We start from the raw sequence: 15,610 nt of genomic DNA on the forward strand, positions 1-15,610 counted from the left end.
CGACGTTGCCAACGAAGATACTTGAAGATCTGAAGGGCCTGCATGTGCAGGTCATCCACCCGCCCGACAAGGAGGGGGTGGCGCTCGTCGAGCATCTGCGCCGCATCGGCTGCAACTGCGAGACGACTTGGCCGCTTCCCGCGACCATCAGCCCTGCCGCTGCCGTGGTGCTGATTTCGATCGAACGCGAAAACCGCGATAAGATCCTGCGGCTGTTCCGCAGCAGCCAGCCCACCGATCCGGCCCTTCTCGCGGTGGTGACATTCGAAGACCCCAGCACCTTGCAGCTGGTGTTGGAATGCGGGGCGCTGGCGGTGATCGAGCGGCCCATCCGGCCGTTCGGATTGTTGACCAATTTGACCATCGCCCGGTCGCTGTGGCTGGAGCGCCGTGATGCCGGCAAGCGGATCCGCAAGCTTGAACGCAAGCTTGCCGGCAACAACCGCACGCTCAAGGCGAAGAATATTCTGATGGAAACGCAAGGCCTTAGCGAGCAGGAAGCCTATGAGAGCATCCGCAAGCAGGCCATGGCCAAGCGCATATCGATGGACGAATTAGCTGCCGCGATAATTAATGCGCATGAGCTCTTGACGTTCAAGGATTTGCGTGACTAGATGAAACAGAATTGATGTACAGTGAAATTGTACATCTCGCTGGTGCCCGACAATGATGTCAGCACCAACAGGCTGGGTAGCCCGCAAGTCCCTGTGAAGGGATCGGCGGGTTTTTTGCTTTTTGGCGGCGGCGACAGAGGCGTTACTGCCGCAATGTCGGGCCGGGCCGGTTTGGCGCTGAAGATCTGTTGAGGCGCGTGTAGGGCCAGGCTTCATTACTAACGTTCATGTCGGCACGGCCGGCTGATGCTTGCTTGTTGTTCAGGCAAGTAATGGATTTTCTGCGTCGTATTTGAAGGGAGAATTGTCGATCTAGAAGAATAGCTCATTCCGAGTGCAAAAAAATCAAACAGGGAACTATGCACTTTATTTTCGGTATAAGCGCCATGTGGAGGAAAAATGACTAAGCAAACTCGTCGTACTTTCTTGAAAGTATCTACCCTTGCTGCCGCGGGACTGGCCACGCCGTCCATTTTGCGGCTTGGAGACAGGGCTTGGGCCGCCGATGAAATTCCGGTCGGCATCATGTATTCTCTCACTGGCACCACCGCCATCGTTGAGAAGTCGATGAACCAATGCGCCCAGATGGCCATTGATGAGATCAACGCCAAGGGCGGCGTTCTCGGCAAGAAGCTTCGCCCGATTATCGAAGACCCGGCATCCGAGCCGCGCATCTACGGCGAAAAGGCCCGCAAGCTTACCATCGAAGACCAGGTGCCGGTGATTTTCGGCTGCTACACCACGGCGAGCCGCAAGGCTGTGCTGCCGGTTGTCGAAAAGCGCAACGGCCTGCTCGTCTGGCCGACATGGTACGAAGGCGAAGAGTGCTCGAAGAACGTGCTCTATGCAGGTTCCGCGGTGCCGAACCAGCAGCTCGAAAACTCCATTCCGTGGCTGCAGAAGACGCTTGGCAAGAACAAGCTGTTCATCGTCGGCTCGGACTACGCGTTCCCGCGCGGCATGGGCAAGACCACGAAGACCATTTGCCAGGGTATCGGCATGGAAGTTGTCGGCGACGAGTACCTGCCGCTTGGCCACACCGAATGGGCCTCGATGGTGTCGAAAATCGGCTCCAGCGGCGCCGACGTGATCTTCTCCAACGTCGTCGGCGATTCCATCGTGGCGTTCTATCGCGAGCTTCGTAACCAGGGTTACGACTTCGAGAAGCTGCCTCTGTGCGCATCGACCACCACCGAGGTCGAGATCAAGGCGATGGGTCCGGAATATGCGCTCGGAAGCTATGTTTCGCTGCCATATTTCCAGACGGTCGACACGCCGCAGAACAAGACCTTCGTCGAGGCGTTCAAGGCCTATGCGGGTGCCGATTCCGTCACCCACGCCGCCATGGAGGCAGTATACGTTGGCGTTAACATGTGGGCGATGGCTGCGGAAAAGGCTGGCGACGTATCGCCGGAAGCCGTTGTTGCAAATGCTGGCGGCCTGTCGTTCGACGCACCGCAGGGCAAGGTCACCATCGATCCGCAAAATCTGCACAGCTTCCTGACGCCACGTATCGGCAAGACCAGGGCTGACGGCCTGCTGGACATCGTCGACCAGTACGCGGAGCCACTGCAGCCGCTGCCGTATTCAAGCGTCGGCGAAACTGCGGACAAGCGCATTTGCACCACTTCGGGCGCGACACTCTAGCGCTTTCATCGACAAGCGTCGGCCGGTGCAGCGAGTGCGCCGGCCGCAATTTCGCAACAGTCGGGCAGAAGCATGGAAACGTTTGTAATCGGCCTGAGCATAGGCTCCATCCTGTTCATGGTGGCCCTCGGCTTGGCCATCATCTACGGGACAATGAAGGTCATCAATCTTGCCCATGGCGAGATGGTGATGATCGGTGCGTACACCACGGTGCTCGCAACCAAGCATCTCGGCTTCAATCTCTACCTTTGCATACCGCTCGCTTTCCTGGTTACGGCTGCATTCGGCTATGTGATTGAACGCACGGTCGTGCGTCGTCTCTACGGGCGGCTTCTCGACACCTTGCTTGCGACCTGGGGCATTGCGCTCATCCTGCAGCAGCTCATTCGCATCCACTTCGGCCTTGCGCTGTTCGGCATCCACATCGACGGACTAGGGTCCGACCTGCAGAATGTTCCGGTGCCTTCCGAGTTGCAGCAGGCTTTCCAGTTCCTTGGCGCCAACATCCCGGTCTATCGAGCCTTCATCTTCGTGATGGCCTTGTTGCTGGGCGCCATCAGCTGGTGGCTGATCTTCAAGACCCGGTTCGGAAGCCAGTTGCGGGCCGTATCGGTTGCCAGAAACACGGCTGCCGCCTGTGGCATCAACGACAAGCGTGTCAACACGCTGGCGTTTGCCTACGGTTCGGGATTGGCCGGCATCGCAGGTGTTCTGGTGTCGGGGTTCAAGACCGTTTCGCCTGACATGGGCACGCCTTATGTCGTCGACGCCTTCCTGGTGGTCGTCGCCGGCGGCGTTGGCCATCTCATGGGAACGCTCTTGTCAGCGGGCATCCTTGGCGAAGTGCAGAGCTTCGTCGCAACCTGGCTCAACGACGTTTACGGGCGCACGGTGCTCTTCACGGTCGTCATCCTGATCCTTCTGTTCAAGCCGCAAGGCCTCTTCGTGACCAAAAGCCGCTGACGATAGTCGGCGGCCGGTCAACCACGAGAATGGTGGAAGAACGTATGACTTACAGATCAGCCTCTCTGGTAGCGTATGTGGCCTTCTTTGCGCTGCTTATGGTGCTGCCTTTTTTCCTGAACAGTTTCTGGACCAACCGGATGGCCACCTATCTGGTCTACTCCATCTGCGCGCTCGGCATTGCGATGTCATGGGGCTATGCCGGCATCCTCAGCCTGGGACAGGGGCTGTTCTTCGGCATGGGCGCATACATGCTGGCCATGTCATTGACGCTGGCCGATCCGGGCAACAATCCGGTGCCTGAACTCATGCTGCTCAACATGGAGCCCGACGCGGTCCGCGACCTTTGCTGCGTGACCACCGGCTCGTTCCTCTGGATACCGTTTCGATGGGTCACGGTCGGCCTCCTTGCAGGCATTGTCGTTCCCTGCGTTCTGGCGGCGCTCATTGGCTATGTCATGTTCAAGCGGCGCACCACCGGCGTCTATGTCTCGATCATCACGCTGGCCTTTGCGCTCATCGGCCAGTTGCTCATCATCAACAACCAGCCTTTGACCGGCGGCTTCAATGGTCTCGCCAGCCTGGCGGCGCTTGAAATCGCAGGCTTCGAGTTCGATCCGTACGGACCGAGCGTCTACTATCTGGTGACGTTCACCTTGCTCGCGGTCACGCTCCTGGCGCGTTACCTGCTATCCGGGCGGGTCGGGCAGGTGCTGAAGGCCATTCGCGAAGACGAGGCGCGGGCTCGCTACCTTGGCTACGACGTTGAGAACTACAAGCTCTTCATCTTCTGCGTCTCGGCTGGCGTGGCAGGTCTCGCCGGCATGCTGTTTACGGTGACGTCCGAGTTTGCCGCACCCTCGCTGATGGCCACGTCCTTCAGTATCTCGATGGTGATCTGGGCTGCGACCGGCGGGCGGGCATCGCTTCTCGGCGCTTGCATCGGCGCGCTCATCGTCAACTTCATCGGCTCGCTGGCCAGCGAAAGCGCGACCTTCCAGCCGGTCTGGCCGATCATTCTCGGTGGGCTTTTCGTCTTCGTCGTGCTGGTCATGCCGAATGGTATCGCTGGCCTGTTCAAGGACTTCTTCGATCGTCGTTCGGCCTCTGCAAACGATGGCCGCGCCGTCCCCGCAACTGCTGAGGGAAGCTAATGCTGATGACTGCAATTGATGGCAAACAGGCGTTCGAGCCGGTGGCATCGCCGATTCTTCGGACCCGCAACCTGACGGTGCGTTTCGACGAGTTCCCGGCGGTTCGCGACGTCAATCTCGACATTGCCGATGGCGAACTGCGCGTCGTGATTGGCGCCAACGGTGCGGGGAAGTCGACGCTGCTCGACCTCCTTTGCGGCAAGACCCTGCCGTCGGAAGGCGAAATCTGGCTGCGTGACAAGAACATTGCCGGCATTGGCGAAGCAGCTATTGCCCGCAGCGGCATCGGCCGCAAGTTCCAGACGCCGACCGTGTTCAAGGACATGACCGTTCTCGAAAACCTGCAGGTGGCAAGCAATCGGCGCGTTCGCGTGTTCGAAAACCTGTTCGAGCGCATCGCCGGCAAGGCCAATGAGCGCGAGGCGGCGGTGGCCGAGCGCACCGGATTGCAGGACTCGCTGAACCGGCGGGCTTCCGAGCTTTCGCACGGCCAGTTGCAATGGCTCGAGCTTGCCATGGTGCTGAGCCAGGAACCCAAGATCATCCTGCTGGACGAGCCGGCCGCCGGCATGACGGCTGCCGAAACGGACAAGACAGCCGGCCTGTTGCTCGATCTCGCCGGCGACCACACCGTGCTGGTGATCGAGCACGACATGGCGTTCGTGCGCCAGATCTGCCGGACGATTACCGTGATGCATCAGGGCGCGGTTCTGGCCGAAGGAACGGCGGAAGAAATCGAGCACAATCCTGCAGTCATCGAAGCATATCTCGGATCGGCGACGCTCAGCCATGCTTAAATTCTCGAACCTCAACGTGTTCTACGGAACCAGCCACATCATCCACGGCCTCGACATGGAGGTCCGCAAGGGCGAAACCTTCTGTCTTCTCGGGCGAAACGGGGTGGGCAAGACCACGCTGTTGCGCAGCCTGCTTGGCATCGACGTGCGCACCACGGGCAGCATCAAGTTCGAGGGCGACGAGATCAGTCGCGACCTTACTTATGAGCGCGCCAGGAAGGGCATCGGCTACGTGCCGCAGGGGCGTGAGATCGTTCCCGGTCTCAGTGTGCTCGACAATATCCTGCTCGGCTGCAACGCACGGAAGGACGGTCAGGCATCGGTGCCCGATCTGGTTTGGACGCTGTTTCCCTTCCTCAAGGAGCATCTTAACCGGCGCGGCACGAACCTTTCCGGCGGCCAGCAGCAGCAATTGGCGATTGCCCGCGCGCTGGCGACGGACCCCAGCATCCTCGTGCTTGACGAGCCGACCGAAGGCATCCAGCCCAATATCGTCGAAGATATCGAGAAGGCGATCATCTCGCTCAACCGCGACCACGGATTGACCATCATCCTTGTCGAGCAGAAAATCCGCTTTGCAAGAACCGCCGCGCATCGCTTTGCCATTCTTGAAAAGGGCCGCATCGCCGCCGCTGGCGACACGGCCGACCTCAGCAACGACCTGATCCGCAAGCATATGAGCCTTTGATGATGGTGGCTTGGACATTTTTATTGAAAGGACAGCGCAATGCTTCGAGTTGAAAGTGTGTTGGGTAGCCGCGCGGATGCGGCTTTGCATCATGCTATTCACCATCTTGAGCATCACGGGACGGTGGAGTTCGTCGGCATTGCGCCGGTCGACCTCGACCGTCGACGCCTTTTGGCGCGCACCGACGGCGGCGAGGAGGTGGCGATTGCGTTGCCGCGTGACCAGAAACTCTACGACGGCGCGGTGCTGCTGCTGGACGATCACCGCGCGGTGATCGTGCGGGCAGGGGTGCAGCGCTGGTTGCGCGTAAAACCTGCCACATCGAGCGATGCGCTGGAACTGGGCTACCACGCCGGCAACCTGCACTGGCGGGTGCGCTTCGACGGCACCGATCTCCTGATTGCGCTGGACGGTCCTGCGGCCACTTACGCGGCGCGCATCGAGCCGATGATCAGTGCAAACAGGGTGACGTTGTCGGAGGAGGATGAATGAGCATCGGCATCGACAGCACGCTACTTGTTGCCTTGCAGCATGCCGACAGCCAGTTTCCCTCTGGCGGCTTTGCTTTCTCGCAAGGGCTGGAAGCGTCATCGCAGCTATCTGCCCGGCTGGGGCCGTGCAATTTCGAGGACTTCCTGGAAACGCAGCTTCGCCACCGTTGGGCTGTCGCCGACCGCGTGGCGCTGGCGCGTGCGCACCGGCTAGCCGGTGATGCTGAGAAACTTGCGGAACTCGATTTCGAGGTCGAGGCATCGACCTTTGTGGAGGGCCTGCGTGCCGGATCGCGTCGCAATGGCGTGGCCCTTTTGACGACCCACAGCCGCATCGGCACGACGGGTGCCAGCGCCTATCGAGCCTTGATCGCGGAAGGCAAGGCGCTTGGCCATCTTGCCGTTGTGCAAGGCCTATTGTGGCGGCAATTGGGGCTCGACGAACAGACAGCCATCGCGATGGGCGGCTATCAGGCAGCGGCATCGCTGGCGACGGCGGCCGTGCGGCTCGGGCTCGTCGGCGCGATCCAGTCCCAGGCCCTGTTGGGAAAAGCGCTGGCCATTATTTCCGAGGTCTCGCCGGCCCCGATCGCCGATGACGAACCCATTCGTTCATTCACCCCACTGGCCGAAATCGCGGTTGCCCTGCACGGCGCGAGCGGCCAGCGACTGTTTTCGAACTGAGCATGTAGACGAGGACGTGGACCCATGCTTCTGACACCGACCGAGCTTGAGAGACTGACGATCTTCACGGCCGCCGAGCTGGCCCGCAAACGCCAAGGGAGGGGGTTGAAACTCAACTATCCCGAAGCGGTCGCCATCATCTCGGACGCCATCCTCGAAGGCGCGCGTGATGGACGCTCGGTTGCCGAGATGATGTCCTTCGGCTCGCAGATCCTCACGCAAAGCGATGTCATGCCGGGCGTGGCCGCGATGCTGCCGGTCCTGCAGGTAGAAGCTACCTTCCCGGACGGCACCAAGCTGGTCACCGTCCATGAGCCGTTGAGACCCGCTCCGGGAGCCGAGGTCGATGCACTCGAACCCGGCCGCATCATTGCCGCCGAAGGCGAGATCGAGCTCAACGCCGGGCGGCCGAAAGTCACCATCAGGGTGGTCAACACCGGCGATCGCCCGGTGCAGATCGGTTCGCATTATCATTTCTTCGAAGCCAACAAGGCGCTGGAATTCGACCGCGAGGCAGCCTTCGGCATGCGGCTCGATATTCCGGCCGGCACGGCCGTGCGTCTTGAGCCGGGTCAGGAGAAGGAAGTCACGCTGACCACCTTTGGCGGCCGCCAGGTGATGGGCGGCCTGAATGGGCTGACCGGCGGTTCGGCCAAGGATGCGAAAGTAAAGAAGGCCGCGCTGGAGCGCGCCAAGGCCGCCGGCTTCCGCGGCGCGTAACCGAGAGGGGAGATCGATCATGGCGATATTGTCACGTCGCGACTATGCCGCAATGTACGGCCCCACGACCGGGGACGGGGTGCGGCTGGGCGACACTGAACTGGTTGCGGTTATCGAAAAGGACTACGCCGTTTACGGCGATGAGTGCCTGCATGGCGGCGGCAAGACGCTGCGCGACGGCGCGGGCCTCGCTGCCGGCATCACCAGCACCGAAGGCGCGCTCGACTTCCTTTTGTGCAACGTCACCGTCATCGATGCCGTGGTCGGTATCGTAAAGGGTGATCTGGGCATCAAGGACGGCAAGATCGTCGGCATCGGCAAGGCAGGCAATCCGGACGTCATGGATGGTGTCGATCCGCGGCTGATCGTGTCGGCCGCGACGACCGTGCGCGACTGCGAAGGCCTGATCGCAACCGCCGGTGCGCTCGACGTCCACGTCCACTTCGACAGCGCGCAACTGTGCGAACACGCAATCTCTTCCGGCATCACCACGATGCTTGGCGGTTCGCTCGGACCGATCACTGTCGGCATCGACTGCGGCGGCCCGTTCAATGTCGGCAAGATGCTGCAATCGGCCGAGCAGTGGCCGATCAATTTCGGCTTCCTGGGACGTGGTAACTCCCACAAGCCCGCCTCGCTGGTCGAGCAACTGGAAACGGGCTGCCTGGGCCTGAAGCTCCACGAGGACTGGGGCACCATGCCAGCCTCGATCGACACCTGTCTCACGGTGGCGGACCGGATGGATTTCCCCGTCCAGATCCACACCGATACGCTGAACGAATCCGGCTTCCTCGAGGACACACTGGCCGCCATCAAGGGCCGCACCATCCACATGTACCACACCGAAGGTGCCGGCGGCGGCCACGCGCCAGACATCATCCGCGTTGCCGGCGTGCCGTGGTGCCTGCCGTCTTCGACCAATCCGACCAACCCCTATACGGTCAACACCTTCGACGAACACCTCGACATGACGATGGTGTGCCACCATCTCAATCCGGCCATCCCGGAAGACGTGGCCTTCGCCGAAAGCCGCATTCGCGCCCAGACCATCGCAGCCGAGGATGTCCTGCACGACATTGGCGCAATCTCGATGCTGGGTTCGGACAGCCAAGGCATGGGACGCATCAACGAGGTGATCTGCCGCACTTGGCAGCTTGCCGACAAGATGAAGAAGCAGCGTGGCCGCTTGCCCGAAGAGTCGACCAAGTTCGGCGACAACGAGCGTATCAAGCGCTACGTTGCCAAATACACCATCAACGCCGCGCGCACCTTCGGCATCGCCGACCACATCGGTTCGCTCGAAGACGGCAAGATGGCCGATATCGTCATCTGGCGTCCGGCCTTTTTCGGCATCAAGCCGGAGCTGGTCATCAAGGGCGGCTTCATCGCCTGGGGTGCGATGGGCGACAGCGCCGCCTCGCTGATGACCTGCGAGCCGCTGCAGCTTCGCCCGCAATGGGGCGCGTTCGGCCGCGCCAAGCAGGCGCTTTCGGCCTGCTTCGTCAATCCGGCTGCGATTTCGCGCGGTATCGGCCAGGAACTCGACCTGAAGAAGGCGCTGCTGCCGTCTCGCGGTTCGCGCGGCCTGTCGAAGGACGACATGCTGCACAACAACATCTGTCCGGATATTCGCGTCGATCCGCAGACCTTCGACGTGTTCGTGGATGGCAAGCTCGCCACCTGCGAACCCGCGACCGAACTGCCGCTGGCGCAGCGCTACATGCTGAGGTGATGTGATGAACATGCAACCGGATGTTTCTGTTTCCTCCTCGTCGCGCGTCGGAGCCGCACGTGTCGGCATCGGCGGTCCGGTCGGCTCGGGCAAGACGGCCCTGATCGAGCGGCTGATACCGGCCTTCGCCAAGCGTGGAGTCTCGTTGGCCATCGTCACCAACGACCTTGTCACAGCGGAGGATGCCGAGCGCATCCGCCGTTCCGGCCTGATCGATCCGGCGCGCGTCTCGGCTGTGGAGGCGGGCGCTTGCCCCCACACCGTCATCCGCGAAGACCCGACCCTCAACATCGCCGCAGCCGACGAGCTTGAGGCGCGGTTTCCCGATGTCGAGCTGATCCTCATCGAAAGCGGCGGCGACAACCTTGCCTCGACCTTCTCGCTGGATCTGGTCGATTGGTGGATGTTCGTCATCGATGTTGCCGGCGGCGACGACATTCCACGCAAGAACGGGCCGGGCGTGCTCAAGTGCGATCTGCTGGTGGTCAACAAGACCGATCTTGCACCGCATGTCGGCGTCGATCTTGAACAGATGGAGCGCGATGCCGCCAAGGCGCGGGCAGGGCGGCCGATGGTGCTGACCAACTGTCGGGCGGGCCAGGGCATTGACGCCATCGTCGACCAGATACTCGCGAGCGTGCTGTTCAGATGACCAGTCATTGGCCTCAGTTGCACACGACCTCGACGCTGCACCCGGCGGTTTCGGGCGGTAGGGCTGGCCGTTTCGAACTTTCATTGCAGCGTCACGGCGAACAGACGCGCATCGGACGTCAGTTCATCTCATACCCCTTCCACCTGACGCGGCCATTCGCATTCGACCCGGCAATTCCGTCGCTGACAACGGTTTACCAGCAGTCCTCGTCGGGCGGCCTCTACCGGGCCGAGCAACTGACCAGCCGCTTCGAGCTTGCTGAACACAGCGCAGCCCACGTGACGACGCAGGCCGCCACCGTCGTCCACCATTGCCATGACGAGCCGGCGCGCTTGTCCACCGATATCAGCTTGGAAGAAGGCGCATTCCTGGCGTTGACGCCCGACCCGCTCGTGCTGTTTCCGGGGGCGTCCTGCGCCTCGTCGATCGAGGCCAGGCTAGCGCCGGGCTCAGTGCTGCTGCTGGCCGATGCCTTTGCGTGTCACGATCCTGTCGGGCAGCAGCGCCTGTTCGACCGGCTCGATAGCGATGTCCTGCTGCGCGACCAGTCCGGCAAGCTTCTCGTCCGCGACAGCTTCACTATAACCGGCGCGGCACTTGCCACATCGGCATCGCCGGTCGGCTCGTGGCGCGTCGTTTCCAACTACATGATTGCTGGCGATCCGGAACGGCTCCCGCGCCGCGAGGCTCTGGACGAAGTCTGCGCCATGGCGGCGCTCGTTGCAGGCGTCACGGAACTTCCCAACAAGGCGGGATGGGGCATTCGTTACCTTTCTGCCGACGCTATTGCTGCCCGCAGTTTTGCCGAACGCCTGTTTTCCCTTTCGGTGAAGGCGGCATTCGGCGTGCTGCCTGAGCCGCGCAGAAAATAGGAAGGCCGCAGCCATGTTCATCGACATCAACGCGATTGCAAGGAGACCGGAAATGAAGAGAACCTCGCTTACCGCATTTGCTGCCGCGGCAGTGCTCGCCGCAAGCTCCACCGTTGCCAGCGCCCACGTCGGCGTCGGTGACACGGGCGGCTTTGCCCACGGCTTCATGCATCCGATTGGAGGCATCGACCATATCCTCGCCATGGTCATGGTTGGCCTGTTCGCCGCGCAATTGGGCGGCCGCGCCATGTGGCTGGTGCCGGCTGCCTTTGTCGGCGTCATGGCTGTGGGTGGCGTGGTCGGCTTTTCCGGCATTGAGTTGCCGTTTGTCGAACTCGGCATCGGCCTTTCGATCGTGGTGCTTGGCGCGGCGGTGGCATTTGGCCTGAAGCCGGTCGTTGCTGCGGCGATGGGACTGGTCGGCTTCTTTGCCCTGTTCCATGGCTTTGCCCATGGCGCGGAGATGCCGGACAGCGTTGCCGGCCTTGCCTATGGCGCGGGCTTCGTTGTCGCGACCGCAATGCTACATGTCGCAGGCCTCGGGCTGGGGCTGCTGGCGGCGAGTGGTGCCGGACCGCGTGGCGAGACCCTCATCCGTGCCGCTGGGGCGCTCACCGCAGTTGCCGGCGTGGCCGTCGTCACAGGCGTCATCTAACCCGTCTTCGGGCTGCGTAGCCTCGCGGAAGGCAACGCAGCCCAATTCCTCGCACACCACGTGCGGTAGGAATTCCCGCCAATGATGCCGGGCAGCATTCAGCCGCCAGCCAATCGCACGCCGCGTCAACATCTGGCGCGTCACAGCGGAAAGGCGGCAGGCAACAATCAATGAGGATTGGAGGCCGACCGAAAACTGCACAGCAAGCCCACCTTGCGCCACTCAGGAGACGTGAAAGATGGGAAATGTCGACGTTGAACTCATAAGACAAGCCCGGCAGCCTCGCGAAAGCGACCGGGTTAAATTCTGCTCGACCGAAGAGGACACCGCGCTGGCCGAAATTGCCGAAGGCGATCTGGCGTCCGCTCCAGATCCGCGTTTCAGCCGTGAAGCACTTCTTCAGACCGCTATCGGACGTTCGGTGCGCGATTGGCGCAGGCGGCATGACTTGAATGGTCTCGATCTGGCCAAGGCGGCTGGAATTTCGCTTGGCATGCTGTCACGCATTGAAAACGGAACGGTTTCCCCCTCGCTCGGCACGCTTCAAGCCATCGGCTCGGCCCTCGGCGTCCCTGTCAGCGGGCTGATCAGCGGCTACAACGAGCGCAGCCGGGCCGTATTCGTTTCCTCTCACTACGAAAGCTTGCGGGAGAGGGTCTCCACCTCGCTTGTTCGCGAAACATCCACCTCAACGCCGCTCGCGCTCGATGCCGTCATCGTCAAGCTTGCCTCAGAAGAAGACAAGCGGCCAATGTTCGACGATCATGGCACCTTCTTCGTCTATTGCCTCAGTGGCGAGGTCACCTATTCGCACGCCAAGAAAAAATATGCCATGGCGCAAGGCGACAGCCTGACATTCGAGGCATCAGGCCCACACGGCATCGCGATGGGTACCCGGTTTCCCGTCAAACTGCTGGTCGTGCGCAACCATGTGGTGTCGAAGGCGCCGAAGGCGAAGGCCGCAGCGAATGTCGGGCAGGATGCCGCAAAGACTGGCGATCGCTTGCATAGCCCCGTCCGGCCAGGGCCCTGAGCGGGGCAAACTGGCAACCCGTTCCGGCACGGTCGCCGACCAGCAGTGTTGACCAAGGTGAAGCTGCCGGCCAAAAGACGCAACCGGGATGTTCGGGAACCGTCGGCGCGCCGAGCTCATACGCAAGCCGAATGGTCCGCGCATGATTTCATCGCCGGGAAATTGCGAAATTGCTTTGGTGTCAATGTATTCGTTGACACTAAGATAACTGCAAATACGATGCAGTTGTAGAGGTGCAATAAGTTCAAATAACTCAAGAATGCACCTCCCGAGCAGTCGGAAGCTCGCGCGCCCGGAGGGGGCTCGCACAATGGAGGAATTCTCATGAACTCGAAGTTCGGGGCGATCCCGCTTGTCTCGCGCAGGCTGCTTCTTTCGGCAGCCGGCGCGCTCCTGACCGCAACCATGCTGGCCGCGCCAACGCCCGTGCTGGCTGAGGCCCGCGACAGCGTCACCATCGGCGTGCGCGAAGACATTCCGGGCCTCGACCCGACGATCCGCCAGGGCGCGATCATCGGTTTGGTCACTCTAGGCAACATCTTTGAGGGTCTGACGCGCTTCAACGAAGACGGGTCGCTGTCGCCGGGCCTTGCGAAGAGCTGGGAAATCTCGCCCGACGGCAAGACCTACACCTTCAAGCTGGTCGAGGGCGCAAAGTTCTCCGACGGCAGCGACTTCGACGCCGCCGACGTCAAATGGACCTTCGAGCGCAATGGCGGTGCCGACAGCACCAATCCGGAAAAGGCCTACTTCGCCTTGATGGAAAAGATCGAGACGCCGGATGCGAACACGGTGGTGCTGCATCTGTCGGAGCCGAATTCGCTGCTGCTGCAGAAGCTAGCCTGGGGCGTGTCGGCCATCGTCGCGCAAGAGACGGCAGCGGACAATGCCGCCAATCCGGTCGGCACCGGTCCGTTCAAGCTCAAGACCTGGGATCGGGGCGCCGCTGTCACCTTGACGCGCAACGATCTTTACCGCGAGCCTGAGCGGGTGAAGCTCAACACGGTCGTGTTCAAGCTGGTGGAAGACCCGTCGGCGCAGGTGGCTGCGGTGCAGGCTGGCGATGTCGATTTCTTCCCGCTGTTTTCCTCGCCCGAAAGCCTAGAGCAGTTCAAGTCCAATCCCGATCTCGTCGTGATGGAAGGGGCGTCCGAGGCGGAAGTTCTGCTCGGCATCAACAACCGTCGCAAGCCGCTCGACAACGTGCTGGTTCGGCGGGCGCTGGCCAAGGCAATTGATCGCAAAGCCGTGGTGGATGGAGCCGAGTTCGGCTACGGCAAGCCGATTGGCTCGCATTTCTCGACCAACCATCCAGCCTACATCGACACCACTGAAGTGAACGCCTACGATCCCGAAGCTGCGAAAGCCTTGCTTGCCGAAGCAGGCTACCCGGAAGGGTTCGAGGTCACCATCAAGGTTCCGCCGCAGGGGCCGTTCGTGCGCAGCGCCGAAATCGTCGCCGCCTATTTCGAGCAGGTCGGTGTCAAGCTGAACATTGAGAAGCTGCAATGGCCGCAATGGCTGGAGCAGGTGTTCCGCAACCACAGCTTCGACCTGTCGATCGTGGACCACGATGCGCCGATGGACTTCGACGTCCATGCCAACAAGGACTATTTCTACGGCTACGACAGCCAGAACTATCGGGACGCCCTGACGGCAGTAAAGGCCGCGACGACCCCGGACGCCGAAACGCAGAGCCTTCAGGCGATCCAGAAACTCTTCGCGGAGGAGGTTCCGGTTATTCCGCTCTACCAGACCCGCAACATCTCGGTTGCTCGTAAGGGCCTGAATGGACTGTGGAAGAACATGCCGGTCTTCATGGCTAACATGACCGACGTGCACTGGGAGAATTGAGGCAAAGCGCCTTCAACGTGATGGCATAAGGCGGGCATACCGCTGGAAAAGGGCAAGCAGGGCGCCACCGGTGGCCCTGCTGCCTGAGCTTTTTAGCAAAGGAAAGTCGGGAATGAACAGTGAAGCAAAGGCGCTCGATACGTCGATGGCCGATCAGGACCTTTACGGCTACGGCCCCAATCCGCCGCATGCCAAATGGCCCAACGGGGCGCGTGTCGCGGTGTCGCTGGTTCTCAACATCGAGGAGGGGTCCGAATTCGCCATTTCCAAGGGCGATACACGAAACGAGCGTGTCTACGACATGACGCAGGAGCCGCTCGACATTCCCGATCCTGCAATGGAATCCCACTTCGCCTACGGTGCCCGCGCTGGCTACTGGCGGGTCCTGCGCGTTCTCGACAAGTATGGCGTAACCTGCACGCTCAATTTGTGTGGGCAGGCCCTGGAAAAGACCCCCTGGGTCGGAGAGGACGGCCTCAAGCGCGGGTTCGAGATCGGTTGCCACGGCTATCGCTGGGACACGCCCGCCGGAAAGAATGAGGACGAGGAACGGAGCTGGATTCAGCAGTCGGTGGAAAGCATTCGCCGCGTGACCGGCGTGCGGCCAGTCGGCTGGCATTCGCGCGCTCCCTACACGCTGGCGACCCGCCGGCTGCTCATCGAGGAAGGCGGCTTTATCTATGACAGCGACCTTTACGACGACGACCTGCCGCGTATCCTGAATGTCGGCGACCGTCGCCATGTTGTCGTGCCTTACAGCCTCGACACCAACGACATGCGCTGCCAGCGTCCGGAATCGCCATTCGTGCGCGCCAAGGATTTTTCCGACTACGTGAATGACGGGTTCGACTGGCTGTGGGAGGAGGGCGAGACCTCGCCCAAGATGATGACAATCGGCCTGCACACCCGCATCATCGGCCGTCCTGCTCGCATAAATGGGCTGGAAGCCGTGCTGCGTCACATGACCGAAAAGGGCAAGGTATGGTTCGCGACACGCGAGCAGATTGCGCGCCATTGGCTTCAATTGTCGAAGGCTTGATGCCTTTTTCCAGAA

At 61.4% G+C, this 15,610-nt stretch carries 16 protein-coding genes; all 16 read left to right on the plus strand.

The window, feature by feature from the left end; all coding sequences use genetic code 11:
- Positions 1-5: 5 nt before the first annotated feature.
- The 16 genes from ACODTY_RS14485 to ACODTY_RS14560 all read left to right on the plus strand — a co-directional run bounded on the left by ACODTY_RS14485 (position 6) and on the right by ACODTY_RS14560 (position 15,595).
- Positions 6-614 carry an ANTAR domain-containing response regulator gene (locus ACODTY_RS14485; protein WP_488994953.1) on the plus strand — a complete coding sequence of 203 codons (609 nt, stop codon included), beginning with the start codon at positions 6-8 and terminating at the stop codon, positions 612-614.
- Between the two features lie 399 nt (positions 615-1,013).
- A complete protein-coding gene (locus ACODTY_RS14490; RefSeq protein ID WP_056235812.1) occupies positions 1,014-2,261 on the plus strand; it encodes a transporter substrate-binding domain-containing protein in 1,248 nt (415 codons plus the stop codon).
- 72 nt (positions 2,262-2,333) lie between these two features.
- Positions 2,334-3,224 carry an urea ABC transporter permease subunit UrtB gene (gene urtB / locus ACODTY_RS14495; protein WP_488994954.1) on the plus strand — a complete coding sequence of 297 codons (891 nt, stop codon included), beginning with the start codon at positions 2,334-2,336 and terminating at the stop codon, positions 3,222-3,224.
- 44 nt (positions 3,225-3,268) lie between these two features.
- Positions 3,269-4,378 carry an urea ABC transporter permease subunit UrtC gene (urtC, locus tag ACODTY_RS14500; RefSeq protein WP_488994955.1) on the plus strand — a complete coding sequence of 370 codons (1,110 nt, stop codon included), beginning with the start codon at positions 3,269-3,271 and terminating at the stop codon, positions 4,376-4,378.
- Between the two features lie 41 nt (positions 4,379-4,419).
- Complete coding sequence (urtD, locus tag ACODTY_RS14505) at positions 4,420-5,175, plus strand: urea ABC transporter ATP-binding protein UrtD (protein ID WP_488995014.1); 756 nt, start codon at positions 4,420-4,422, stop codon at positions 5,173-5,175.
- Positions 5,168-5,863: an urea ABC transporter ATP-binding subunit UrtE gene (urtE, locus tag ACODTY_RS14510; RefSeq protein ID WP_488994956.1), complete on the plus strand. Its 696-nt coding sequence runs from the start codon at positions 5,168-5,170 to the stop codon at positions 5,861-5,863. The genes urtD and urtE overlap by 8 nt, the downstream gene beginning before the upstream one ends.
- Positions 5,864-5,902: 39 nt before the next feature.
- Complete coding sequence (gene ureE / locus ACODTY_RS14515; protein WP_488994957.1) at positions 5,903-6,355, plus strand: urease accessory protein UreE; 453 nt, start codon at positions 5,903-5,905, stop codon at positions 6,353-6,355.
- Entirely contained in the window at positions 6,352-7,038 is a 687-nt protein-coding gene (locus ACODTY_RS14520; RefSeq protein ID WP_488994958.1) for an urease accessory protein UreF, read from the plus strand. The genes ureE and ACODTY_RS14520 overlap by 4 nt, the downstream gene beginning before the upstream one ends.
- Positions 7,039-7,062: 24 nt before the next feature.
- Positions 7,063-7,758, plus strand: coding sequence for an urease subunit gamma (locus ACODTY_RS14525; protein ID WP_488994959.1), 696 nt, complete (start codon positions 7,063-7,065; stop codon positions 7,756-7,758).
- A 19-nt stretch (positions 7,759-7,777) separates the two neighbouring features.
- Positions 7,778-9,490, plus strand: coding sequence for an urease subunit alpha (ureC, locus tag ACODTY_RS14530; RefSeq protein ID WP_488994960.1), 1,713 nt, complete (start codon positions 7,778-7,780; stop codon positions 9,488-9,490).
- A 4-nt stretch (positions 9,491-9,494) separates the two neighbouring features.
- Positions 9,495-10,142, plus strand: a complete 648-nt coding sequence (gene ureG / locus ACODTY_RS14535) for an urease accessory protein UreG (RefSeq protein ID WP_082549466.1) — start codon at positions 9,495-9,497, stop codon at positions 10,140-10,142.
- Complete coding sequence (locus ACODTY_RS14540) at positions 10,139-11,014, plus strand: urease accessory protein UreD (RefSeq protein WP_488994961.1); 876 nt, start codon at positions 10,139-10,141, stop codon at positions 11,012-11,014. Before ureG ends, ACODTY_RS14540 begins: the two co-directional genes overlap by 4 nt.
- A gap of 52 nt (positions 11,015-11,066) precedes the next feature.
- Positions 11,067-11,669, plus strand: a complete 603-nt coding sequence (locus tag ACODTY_RS14545) for a HupE/UreJ family protein (protein ID WP_488994962.1) — start codon at positions 11,067-11,069, stop codon at positions 11,667-11,669.
- A gap of 238 nt (positions 11,670-11,907) precedes the next feature.
- A complete protein-coding gene (locus ACODTY_RS14550; protein WP_488994963.1) occupies positions 11,908-12,702 on the plus strand; it encodes a helix-turn-helix domain-containing protein in 795 nt (264 codons plus the stop codon).
- A gap of 324 nt (positions 12,703-13,026) precedes the next feature.
- Positions 13,027-14,556 carry an ABC transporter substrate-binding protein gene (locus ACODTY_RS14555; RefSeq protein ID WP_488994964.1) on the plus strand — a complete coding sequence of 510 codons (1,530 nt, stop codon included), beginning with the start codon at positions 13,027-13,029 and terminating at the stop codon, positions 14,554-14,556.
- A 112-nt stretch (positions 14,557-14,668) separates the two neighbouring features.
- A complete protein-coding gene (locus ACODTY_RS14560; protein ID WP_488994965.1) occupies positions 14,669-15,595 on the plus strand; it encodes a polysaccharide deacetylase family protein in 927 nt (308 codons plus the stop codon).
- The last annotated feature ends 15 nt before the right edge of the window (positions 15,596-15,610 follow it).

It is taken from the genome of Mesorhizobium sp. FG116 (assembly GCF_057809835.1).

Bases quoted from the DNA above. Each gene is read 5' to 3' on its own strand.
- ACODTY_RS14490 (WP_056235812.1), top strand. From the start codon at position 1,014: ATGACTAAGCAAACTCGTCGTACTTTCTTGAAAGTATCTACCCTTGCT.
- urtB (WP_488994954.1), top strand. From the start codon at position 2,334: ATGGAAACGTTTGTAATCGGCCTGAGCATAGGCTCCATCCTGTTCATG.
- urtC (WP_488994955.1), top strand. From the start codon at position 3,269: ATGACTTACAGATCAGCCTCTCTGGTAGCGTATGTGGCCTTCTTTGCG.
- urtE (WP_488994956.1), top strand. From the start codon at position 5,168: ATGCTTAAATTCTCGAACCTCAACGTGTTCTACGGAACCAGCCACATC.
- ureE (WP_488994957.1), top strand. From the start codon at position 5,903: ATGCTTCGAGTTGAAAGTGTGTTGGGTAGCCGCGCGGATGCGGCTTTG.
- ACODTY_RS14520 (WP_488994958.1), top strand. From the start codon at position 6,352: ATGAGCATCGGCATCGACAGCACGCTACTTGTTGCCTTGCAGCATGCC.
- ACODTY_RS14525 (WP_488994959.1), top strand. From the start codon at position 7,063: ATGCTTCTGACACCGACCGAGCTTGAGAGACTGACGATCTTCACGGCC.
- ureC (WP_488994960.1), top strand. From the start codon at position 7,778: ATGGCGATATTGTCACGTCGCGACTATGCCGCAATGTACGGCCCCACG.
- ureG (WP_082549466.1), top strand. From the start codon at position 9,495: ATGAACATGCAACCGGATGTTTCTGTTTCCTCCTCGTCGCGCGTCGGA.
- ACODTY_RS14540 (WP_488994961.1), top strand. From the start codon at position 10,139: ATGACCAGTCATTGGCCTCAGTTGCACACGACCTCGACGCTGCACCCG.
- ACODTY_RS14545 (WP_488994962.1), top strand. From the start codon at position 11,067: ATGAAGAGAACCTCGCTTACCGCATTTGCTGCCGCGGCAGTGCTCGCC.
- ACODTY_RS14550 (WP_488994963.1), top strand. From the start codon at position 11,908: ATGGGAAATGTCGACGTTGAACTCATAAGACAAGCCCGGCAGCCTCGC.
- ACODTY_RS14555 (WP_488994964.1), top strand. From the start codon at position 13,027: ATGAACTCGAAGTTCGGGGCGATCCCGCTTGTCTCGCGCAGGCTGCTT.
- ACODTY_RS14560 (WP_488994965.1), top strand. From the start codon at position 14,669: ATGAACAGTGAAGCAAAGGCGCTCGATACGTCGATGGCCGATCAGGAC.